The sequence below is a fragment of the Methylophaga muralis genome (assembly GCF_001720165.1).
In the GTDB taxonomy this organism is placed as follows: Bacteria; Pseudomonadota; Gammaproteobacteria; order Nitrosococcales; family Methylophagaceae; genus Methylophaga; species Methylophaga muralis.
Window position 1 is genome coordinate 1 of the sequence record NZ_MCRI01000116.1, and the last position, 458, is coordinate 458.

At 37.6% G+C, this 458-nt stretch carries 1 protein-coding gene; it reads left to right on the forward strand.

The genetic code is table 11. The features are described from left to right. A partial coding sequence (locus A9E74_RS13885) for a glycosyltransferase (RefSeq protein WP_141696843.1) occupies nucleotides 1-458 on the forward strand: 458 nt, incomplete at both ends.

Genomic DNA, 458 nt, shown 5'->3' on the forward strand with positions numbered 1-458 from the left:
CGAAAATTTATCGTATTTCCATTGATTCATCGGCTCTATAACAAAGTCGATTTAGTCATCAATCAATGTTATGCCATGCAGGAAGAGTTAATCAGTCTTTATCCTCAAATTAGCTCGAAGTCCGTTGTTATCTATAATCCTGTTAACAGTCGCATCCATGAAGCTGCAAAAGATATTGCTTCAACATCCATTCGCAAACATCACTATTTACTCTGTGTGGGCCGGCTTGAGAAACAAAAAGCGTTTCATTTGGCTATTGAGAGCTTTGCCATTCTTACCAAAGATTTTCCAGAACTCAAACTGAAAGTTGTAGGAGAAGGACAACTAGAGAGTGAATTGAAAATGCTGACGGTAAATTTGAATATTCAGGATCGAGTGGATTTTGTTGGTTATCAAAAGAACATGATTCCCATTTACCAACAGGCAAACGCTACCGTTCTTACATCTTTATATGAAGG